The organism is Aquibium carbonis (assembly GCF_003970795.1).
GTDB classification, from domain to species: Bacteria; Pseudomonadota; Alphaproteobacteria; order Rhizobiales; family Rhizobiaceae; genus Aquibium; species Aquibium carbonis.
Genome location: NZ_RWKW01000038.1, coordinates 34,418 through 43,647, shown reverse-complemented (window position 1 = coordinate 43,647; position 9,230 = coordinate 34,418). Strand labels below are relative to the sequence as shown.

Below are 9,230 nucleotides of genomic sequence, written 5' to 3'. Positions count from 1 at the left end.
GCGCCCTCTCGGAACTCTGGTCCCACTGCGCGCTCGCCAGGAAAGTCGCCTGAGGGCGGCACGCCGGAACACGCCATCCCGAACACGAAGGCCCGGATCGCACGATCCGGGCCTTCGTCGTCTGCGTCTCGGCGAGACGCCGCTCGATGAGCGAACGCTACTTCACGCCCGACTTTTCGGCGATCCAGTCGCGGACGCTGGAGACACGGGTGTAGACGCCATAGGCGTTCGCGTGGCCGCAGGCGATGTTGGAGTCCATCGGGCCCTCGCCCCAGCTGACGATGCCGACCTGAACCGGTCCGCCATCGCGCATGGTGAAGAGCGGGCCGCCCGAATCGCCGTTGCAGGCGTCGCGGGCACCGTCGGGAATACCCGCGCAGATCATGTTCGGCGTCAGCGGGTCGCCCATGGTCTGGGCGATCAGCTTCGTCGCCTCGTCGATGCCATTGTCGGAGATCCGCATGCGGCGGCCATAGTCGCTGAGAACGAGCTTCAGGTCGCGGGCATAGATCTCCTTGATGCCGGCATTGCAGGCATCGTTCGGGAAGAGTTCGAGATCGGCCTGCATCAGCGTGTCGGGAAAACCGCCATCGGCCATCTTGCCCCAGCCCGTGACCACGGCTGCGCCAGCCTCGACATCCTCGGCGGTCATGCCGATTGCCGGCTGGGTGGCCGGCCGCGAAAGGCGAATCAGGCCGACATCCTTGTCGAACCCGCGCGGATCGTAGCCCTCGTGCACGATGACCTCGGCGGCGGGAATGCGTTCGCCGTCGACCAGCGCCGTTGCGCCCACCAGAATGACGACGCTGGCGGGATCGATCGCCCGACCATAATCGTAGATGCAATGGGCGGCCGTCAGCACCCATTCGGGCGAAATCAGGCTGCCGCCGCAGAACTGGGCGTCAAGCTGCGTGAGCGGATCCTCGCTCAGATAGTCGGCCGTCAGCAGCGCCACCTGAAACGGCCAGGCACCGTCCTCGGCAGCCGTGCCGCCGATCACGCGCTGGTTCTCGCCACTTTCCCTCGCGGCCTTGCGAGACGCCGGCACGCGGCTCATCGGTGACGCCTCGGGCTTCGCCGGCTGCACCTCCTGCGCGCTGGCCGCGGTCAATGGCCCGACGCCGGCCGCGAGCGGCGCCACGCCGACGGCAAACACCGCCGCGACCGCGGCCGCGATCGTCCTGTTCATGAGCATCGAAAAAACCTCCTGAGACTGTTGTCGTGCGCGGGCTCCGACCAACGGCGCCCGCCATTCCGCCATCAAACCCCGGCCGGTGACGGAACGGAAGCGATTTGTCGAGACCAATAGTGGAAGATTTACGGCGTCAGGGGGCGCCCGTTCCTCTGCGGCACGGGCGACTCGACAACTCTTCGGCGACCAACCGCAACTTGGTATGCGTGTTCCGCGCATCACGAATTGGTCATGATTTGCCTGTTCTGTGCGCTCGCTCAATGGGCTTGGGAGAATTTTTTCATGAACAGACTGCATGCAACCTTGTTGACGGCCGCCTTCTTCTCGGCCAGTGCCTTTCCTGTGGTAGCCTTCGCGCAAAGCGCGGCGGGCAACACCGGCACTGGCGAAGCGCCGCGCGCGTCGATCGAGGCACCGGACCTGTCCAGTCGAAAGGTGATCGACCGCACGCCGAAGGTCGAGGCCGACGAAGCCAGCCGGAATCTGGCGATGCCCACCGAAGAGGAACTCACGAAGGGCTTCGCGACACGCGCGCGCTCCAAGGACGGCACCGTGCGGGAGATAGCGCCGGATCCGGAGCTGATCGAACAGATCAGGTCCTTCATCCAGGGAACGTCGACGATCATCGACAAGCCCGGCCTGGCTCCCGAGGAGGAGCTCGACGAGGCCTCGCGTCAGGTCTTCGGCGAGGACGACCGGGTCCAGATCACCGACACCAGGAAGTACCCGTTCAACACGATCGGGCAGATCTGGTCGAAGAACAGCAAGGGCGAATGGAGCATCTGCTCGGGCACGATGATCGGCAAGAGCGCCGTCCTCACCGCCGCGCATTGTCTCTACAGCCATGACGACGGCGGCTGGCTCGCGGATTACGAGTTCTATCCGGGGCTGAACGGCCAGAACGACGCGCCCTATGGCGGCTTCGGTTTCGTCGACGCCTACATTCTCGAGGGCTACATCACCAATTACCAGGGCTTCTACGGTTCGGTCGTGCCCTGGGATCTGGCGGTGCTGATCCTCGACAAGCCGGCGGGCGAGACGGTCGGCTGGATGGGTTATGCCACCTACGATCCGGCCTATCCCTTCACTGCCAACATCATCGGCTATCCCGGCGACAAGCCGGTCAGCACCATGTGGGGCACGGCCTGCCCGGTCGACCCCGCCACGGCGACGGAGAACAACTTCTCCTATCTGTGCGACACCTATCCCGGCTCGAGCGGCAGTTCCGTCTACGAACTCAACGGACAGACCAAGGATCGCTTCATCGTCGGCGTGAACATCGCCGAAACGCCGACCGAGAACATCGCGCTGCGTCTCAACAAGCCCTACTTCCAGTGGGTGAACAACATCGCCAAGGCGAACTGACCACCCAGGCGATTGCAAGCAACGCGGCGGCCGGAGCGATCCGGCCGCCGCTTTCGTTCTGGTTTCAGGTTGCACGGCGACCGCAGCTTTGGTTCACTGAGGCGAGCGATGCAGGCAGCGCGAAGGGGACGGGGATGCGGAACGGTGGCGCGGCACTCTTCGGGGCCTTGGTCGTTGCCGCGCTGTCCGTCACCCCGGTCGCCAAGCTCTGGGCGGACACCGGGGAAGCCGGGGCGTGGAACGAGCGCGTGCAGATCTTCCACGATGCCTCGAAGCGGTCCGTTTTTCGCCTGGCGGTGCGTGTCTGGGACGCCGAGCCCGCGAAGGGACTCGATTTCCTTTGGGAGCCGGACCAGGGCAGCCCGCTCGAAGTGGGCGCCGACGGCAAGCTCGGCGGGCACGGCACGTTGACTTGGCGGGTGCGTGGCTCGGCGAGCTACGATCCGGGCGCCGTCCATTCCGTCTATACAGGCCGAATGAGGGACGGGCGCCCCAACGGCGAAGGTCGATGGGAGAGGCGTTCCGGCGAAAGCTACGAAGGCTTCTGGCGCGATGGGGTGCTCGACGGGCCGGGCATCCATGTCGACGCGGCCGGCAACCGCTACGAAGGCCAGTTCCGGCACGGCAAGCCCGATGGCAAGGGCCGCCACCTGGCGGTCAATGGCGAAATCTTCGACGGTGATTTCGCCGGCGGACTGCGCCACGGCACGGGAACGACCATCCTGCCCGGCGGAACGCGCTATGTGTCGACTTGGGCGATGGGCGTCGAGACGAGCAAACGCCCGAGCCTGCTCGCCGACGCCGATGGCGGCGGGCTCATGCGGATCCAGACCAGCCAGGACGCCGCCGCGCGCACGGAGTTCACGGTGACGGTCGACCAGCGGATGAACCAGCTCAGCGAAACCCGCTACCAGCATCTGATGCGCGCGGAGGACATCGCGATCTACCCGCTCAGCGTCCAGGTCAACGCGGCGTGGAACGGCAATGGCGACATCAGCGAGGATGCGCTCGTGTTCATGGCGGCGGCAGAAGACACGTCGCCGGTGTTCCTGGAGAGCCGACTCGCGACCACGGACAATTCGCGCGTGCGGCTGGACGGCGTACAGATCGAAGTGGCGGGCAGCGAAACCTACCTAAAGCCGATGCTGTCCCTGCAACAGCATTTCGGCTGCGTCGGCTTCCGGCCGAGCTTCTCCTTCGTCAACCATGGCTGGGGCGAGGTCGAGGACGCGCGCGCGACCATCCGTTTTACCGGCGAGCGCAGCTACGAGGCCGATCCGCCGCCGCAACCCGAAACGAGGCCGTTCGAGGTTCCGGTCGGAGGGTTCGATCTGGGGATCGACGTGTCGGTGAGGAACGCCCTGATCGAGGCCGGCGTGGACGTGACGGCGCTGGAGACGAAGCGCTTTCCGTGCCCGTCCGACGACCAGTTGGGAATCTGCCGCGGACAGGTGTTCAACAACGTCGATTTCGGCGAGATCGCTGGGCTGGTTTTCGGTGAGGACATGATCGCGACCCGTGCGGTGGGCGAACTGTCCTATCGCTGGGCCGACGTCGGCGGCACGCGGTACGACGTGACGGAGCCGTTCTCGGTCGACATCAATCTCGCGCAGATCGAGATCGATCGCAGCATGGCGGAATGCGGCGACGCCTTTGGCCTTTCACCGGAAGCGTTGCGCTATATCGAGGTCGAGTTGCCGCTCGATCAGTCGAATTATGCGATCGACCTGCCGGTGCGCGGCAACAGGAACGTGCGCGATTACACCGCGCGCCTGAAAATGTTCGCCGAAAAGAGCTCCGTGCACCGGTTCCAGACCGCAGCCCGTTTCGAAGACGGCAGTGTGCGCCGGAGCAAGCCGGTAACGCTGTTCTATTTCCGGCCGCGGGAGAACTTCTATGCGCCGACGATGCGTCTCCCCGCCTGCTATCTGAGCGGCGGCGGTTGCTGAGCGGCGGCCTTGCCCGCTTCGAACAGGTTGGGGAGTGGGACGAGACGGGCAAAGAAGGTGCCCTGGGCAAAGGTTCGAATTTCGAGCAGCGCCCCGGATGCGCGGTCGGACGACTGGTCGAAGATGAAGTTGCCGAGCGAGTGGGCAAGCAGCGTGTCGCCACCGGCAAGCGCCTGCATCGTCGTGCTGGCGATATGGGAATGCCCGCCGACGAGCGCGGCGAAGGAACGGCGCGACATATCCTGGGCTAGGTCTAGTTCGCGCCGGCCGGGCGACGTCGCGTATTCGTCGCCCCAGTGGACGAAGCCGACGAGGGGGCGATCGGCCGGGCGATCGGCCAGGCCTACGAGCAGTTCCGGCGTGACCAGGTCGGCATCGCGCGTTCCGTTCTGGCCGATGTCCGTCAGCGCCACGATGTCGAGGCCGGCCAGTTGCAGCACGCCCCCCTGCCCGGCATGCGCGATGCCGGCCGCGTCGAGCGCCTGCCTCGTCTCGTCAAGGCCCGCCTCTCCGAGGTCGAGCGCGTGATTGTTGGCGAGGCTCGCCGCCACCACGTTCAGGCGCTGCAGCCAGGGAATGGCGAGGTCCTGCGGCATGGCGAGCGTCATGGGATCGAGCGAACCCGGAACGTTGGGCAGGATCACGCCTTCGAGGTTGACGAGCAGAGGCCGGCCGGCCGTGCGCGACAGGACGGCATCGGCGATGGCTTCGGCCGCCGCTTCGCGCAGGAACAGATCCTGCATGGCGCGGCCGAAACTGGTGTCACCGGCGAGATAGACCAGTTGCGAGCGCGGCCAGTCCGGCGCTGGCATGGCGTCCGGAAAGCGACCGTAGAGCACCACCATGTAGCTTGTCGTCTCCGCGACCGGGCGGAAATCATATTCCTGGCCGTTTTCGTTGGCGACGACGAGCGGCACGGCGCCGCGCGCACGTTGCAGACTTTCCTGCACCACGAGCGCCGCAATCGAATCGGCATGGCTCGACTGATGCAGGCCGGCGATCTGGTCGAGGTCGCGGGCGGCCAGAACGTTCAGCGTCTGCTGGTCGCGGCTGCGCGCTTCGTGATGCGGCAGGAAATGGGAGAAATCGGTCGACTGGACGACCAGCGTTCCCTCGCCCGCGAAGGGCGCCAGCAGTTTCGCCATCGCGTCCCAGTCGGCCCGCTTGCCACGCACGGAGGCCGCCACCGGCAGCACAGGCACGTCGGGAAACAGGGCATGGACGAAGGGCAGCAGCGCCTGCAGGCCATGGTCGCGGCCAAAGAGGCAGGAGGCGCCGTCGACGAGACCGGGGGCCGCCTCGACCAGCGCGGATGCCGACGCGCGGTCGGTCGGAACGGTTCCGAAGACCGTCTCGACATCGCGCAACGTGGTCGCGAAGGGCTTGCGCGTGCCGCGAAAATGATCGGGAAAGACCAGCAGGATGCGTTCGTATCGCGTGCCGGTCGCAGCCTTCAGTCCTTCCGCGATCAGATGTGGCGCCAGCAGGTGGTGCGGAACCGTGACGCCGGTGAGCGGCACGGCCAGGGGTTCGATCGGCTCGGCGGCCCGGAGAGCGTCGCGAAACAAGCCGTCTTCCGCGTAGATCGAGGGGAAAGCGGGACCTTCGCCCGCGCAATCCTGCGCCAGAGCCACCGCGGGAAGGACGAGCGCCGCCAGAACCGCGGCCAGGCGGCGCATCAGGCGGTGCCCGGTGGTCACGGCTTCGCCACCACGAAATTGTCGACCCTGGAGATGTAGTACTCGGGCGCCTGGCGCGACGCCGTGAGCCGGCGCACCTCGCGGTCGATGAAGTCGGCGAGCGCCAGAAGACGCACGCCCTCGCCGGTCGGATCGGCGCCGCCCTTCATTCCCTGGAGCAGCGAATAGGTGAAGACGCCGTGGCCCAGTTCCGGCAGTTCGGCCGCGGTGTTGTTGGCCGCGGTGGCGGAAAACACGATGATGCGTGCGTCCTCGGCGTCCTTCTCCAGACGCGGATTGAAGGAATTGGCGGCGTGGCAGGTGTCGACCAGCATCAGGCGACGGCCCTTGGCGCGTTCGACGGCGCGCTGGATCGTGTCCCAGCCGACCAGCGAGGAGCGTTGCCAGCGATCGGGCGCGCGCTGACGACCATCGGTCGGGATGAAATAATAGTCCTCGTCGATGTTGATGCCGTGTCCTGCCACGAAGATGATGGTGGTGTCGTCGGGACCGGCCTGGCCAAGGAAATCCTCGATCTCGTCGAGAATCACATCCGATTCCGGCTCCATCGCGTCAACGAACAAGGACGTCTCGCGCGCCGCCTTCGTCTCGGCAAGCGCGTCGGCATTGGCAAAGACCAGCGTCTTCATCTTCCTGAACAGCGGGCGCGTGCGCTGGTCGACGAGACGGACGAACTCGGCGGCATCGTCCACCGGATAGGACAGGTTGCAGGAGCGGCCGCCGCAGGCCTGCGGCAGGAAGGGATAGTCCTCGACGCCGATCGCGACGACGAAGAGCGTGCCGGCGGCGCGTTCGGTCTCGCGCAGGCGGCCGATGGCCTTGACGGATCGTTCGGTGAGATAGCCGAACTCGTTCAGCCCGGCGATGGAGAGCTCATTCTCGCCCGCCTGGACGGGAACCTCGATGATGATGCGGTCGGCCTCGCCGCCGGTGACGGCCCGCGTTTCGAAGCCGTCGATGCGACGGTCGTTGGACAGTACGGTGAACTCCGAGACGCTGGCGCCGGCTTCGCCCGCGCCGGTGATCTCCACCGAGACGAAGCCTTCGCGCGGGGTTTCGGCCTCGACGACGCGGACCTGGAACTCGGGCGGCTTGCGGCCGAGCAGCCGGTCGAGCTCGGTGTCGACGCCGCGCAGTTCGCGCACCGCGGTCTCTGCATCGGCGAGGATCAGGGCGCGGCGGACGATCTCGGGGCTGAACAGATACTGTTTCAGCTGGCGGGCGCGGACGAAGCGCGCCTCGCTGTCGCGGCCCTGGTTGACGTGCCAGCCGACCAGCGCGTCGCCGTCCGGAGAGGAATAGTAATAGCCCTGCGGCACCCAGATGATGAAATCGCCAGCGGCGAAGAACATGGTGGCGACGAGCTTGCGGGTCTTCAGGTTCCAGAGCTTCAACGTCTGGTCGTCGCTGCCGGTGACGAGCAGGCCTGCGCCCGGCGCCTCGGCCATGGCGTGGATTTCTCCCGAATGGCTGTCGTCGAGCGTGGTGGCAAAGCCGCCGGTCTCGCGGTCGTGGAGGGTCAGCGTTCCGTCGCTGCCGCCGGTGACAAGGCTGCGGCCATCCGACAGAAGCGTGAAAGCCGAATGCAGGAAGCCGCTGGAGGCGTCGGCGGCGATGCGTCCGATCATCCTGCCGCCGTCGCGAATCTCGAGCACATCGTTCGGGACGACGCTTCCCTCGCTTGCCGTCGCGGCCAGGGAAAAGCCTTCCCGGGCATGGACGGCACGCTGGAAGCCATCCACATCCGTCGTCGCGCGCGGGCGCTCGAAGAAGCGTCCCTCACCCGGAAGCGGCATGACGTTCGACAGCGAGCCCTGACGCTCGGGACATGCCGGCAGGGCTGGACAGGGATCCTCCTCCCCCCACGCGATGCTCGAGCCGTCCGGCAGGACGCCGACGGCCATCACCGGACCGCCAATCCCCTTCAGCTCGGCGACCGTGTCGCCGGTTGCTGGGTTCCAGACGCGGATTTCCTTGCGCGATCCGCCGGCGGTGGCGACGAGCGTCCCGTCAGGCGAGGCCGCACTGGCCCAAACGGTGTCGTCATGGCCGGCATAGGCCGCTTCTTCTCCTTCGCCGAGGCGCCAGAGCACCTGATCGAAGCGCCCCGCACACCGATAGCCGCAAGAGATGACGAGCAGGCCGCCGGCTTCGGCGAAGGTCAGCGAGCCGACCGAAAACCCGCGCGGGGGCAGCGTCTCGGCAAGGCTTCCGTCATCCGCGCGCCAGATCTGAACCTGCCCATCATCCGCTCCCGTTGCAAACAGCGAACCGTCTGGCGAAACGGCGAGCCCGCGCAGCGGCACGTCCTCCAGCATGCCGGACTCCGGCATCTCCATCGGGTTCATGCCTGCCAGGTCCCACAGGCGGAGGCCGTAGTCGGCGGTGATGGCGACGAGCCGCGTTCCGCCGGCCGCGAATGCGATTTTCTCGATCCGCAAGGAATCGCCGTCGAGCCGCGTCTCGGGCTGCCAGGCACCGGCCGCGTCCATCTGCCAGAGGTAGACGAAACCCTCCTGTCCGGCGGCGGCGATGCGCTGGCCGTCGGGGGAGAAGGCGACGTCGTAGACGACCCAGGGATTGCCCTTCAGCACCGCCACGAGACGTCCGCTGCGGACGTCGAAGAGCCGCACGTCGCCATAGGGCGGGCTGTCGCCGGCCGACGGGCCGAACCATCCGCCGGCCGCGATGGTCGTCCCGTCCGGCGAGACGTCAACGGCGAAGATCTTGCCTTCCTGCCCCGGACCGATCTGGCCGCGGATCGTGCGCAGCGACACGCCGGACTGCCAGTCCCACACGCGAATGGTCTTGTCGTCCGACGCGGAAACCAGAAACTGCCCGTCCGGCGTGAAAGCGATGTCCTTGACGAAGGCGCGGTGGCCGCCGGTGTCGAGATCGAGGTGGAAGTCCACCGCGTCCTGCGCACGCAGCGGCACAACGCCGGTCGCGGCGAAGACGAAGGCGAGAAAGACGACCGTCGCCGCGCGCAGCCCGAACCGCAAAAAAACGGAAACGGGCGACACG

5 protein-coding genes are annotated in these 9,230 nt (G+C 66.7%); 2 read left to right on the top strand and 3 right to left on the bottom strand.

What is annotated here, in order from left to right; genetic code table 11:
• Positions 1-157: 157 nt before the first annotated feature.
• On the bottom strand, positions 158-1,195 hold the full coding sequence (locus EJC49_RS11420; protein ID WP_245453372.1) for a S1 family serine peptidase: 1,038 nt from the start codon (positions 1,193-1,195) through the stop codon (positions 158-160).
• A gap of 279 nt (positions 1,196-1,474) precedes the next feature.
• Here EJC49_RS11420 and EJC49_RS11415 point away from each other — a divergent pair, with 279 nt between their 5' ends.
• Both EJC49_RS11415 and EJC49_RS11410 read left to right on the top strand, forming a co-directional pair.
• The gene (locus tag EJC49_RS11415) at positions 1,475-2,557 is read left to right on the top strand and encodes a trypsin-like serine peptidase (RefSeq protein ID WP_170314685.1); all 1,083 of its coding nucleotides are present in this window, start codon (positions 1,475-1,477) and stop codon (positions 2,555-2,557) included.
• A 134-nt stretch (positions 2,558-2,691) separates the two neighbouring features.
• The gene (locus tag EJC49_RS11410) at positions 2,692-4,506 is read left to right on the top strand and encodes an MORN repeat-containing protein (RefSeq protein WP_126700054.1); all 1,815 of its coding nucleotides are present in this window, start codon (positions 2,692-2,694) and stop codon (positions 4,504-4,506) included.
• Here EJC49_RS11410 and amrB read toward each other — a convergent pair.
• Both amrB and EJC49_RS11400 read right to left on the bottom strand, forming a co-directional pair.
• Positions 4,482-6,206, bottom strand: a complete 1,725-nt coding sequence (amrB, locus tag EJC49_RS11405) for an AmmeMemoRadiSam system protein B (RefSeq protein ID WP_245453371.1) — start codon at positions 6,204-6,206, stop codon at positions 4,482-4,484. The two genes, EJC49_RS11410 and amrB, sit on opposite strands and share 25 nt — an antisense overlap.
• Positions 6,203-9,229, bottom strand: coding sequence for a caspase family protein (locus EJC49_RS11400; protein ID WP_245453370.1), 3,027 nt, complete (start codon positions 9,227-9,229; stop codon positions 6,203-6,205). The genes amrB and EJC49_RS11400 overlap by 4 nt, the downstream gene beginning before the upstream one ends.
• Position 9,230: the final 1 nt, after the last annotated feature.

Coding starts and splice junctions, on each gene's coding strand:
- EJC49_RS11420 (WP_245453372.1), bottom strand. CDS start 1,195: ATGCTCATGAACAGGACGATCGCGGCCGCGGTCGCGGCGGTGTTTGCC.
- EJC49_RS11415 (WP_170314685.1), top strand. CDS start 1,475: ATGAACAGACTGCATGCAACCTTGTTGACGGCCGCCTTCTTCTCGGCC.
- EJC49_RS11410 (WP_126700054.1), top strand. CDS start 2,692: ATGCGGAACGGTGGCGCGGCACTCTTCGGGGCCTTGGTCGTTGCCGCG.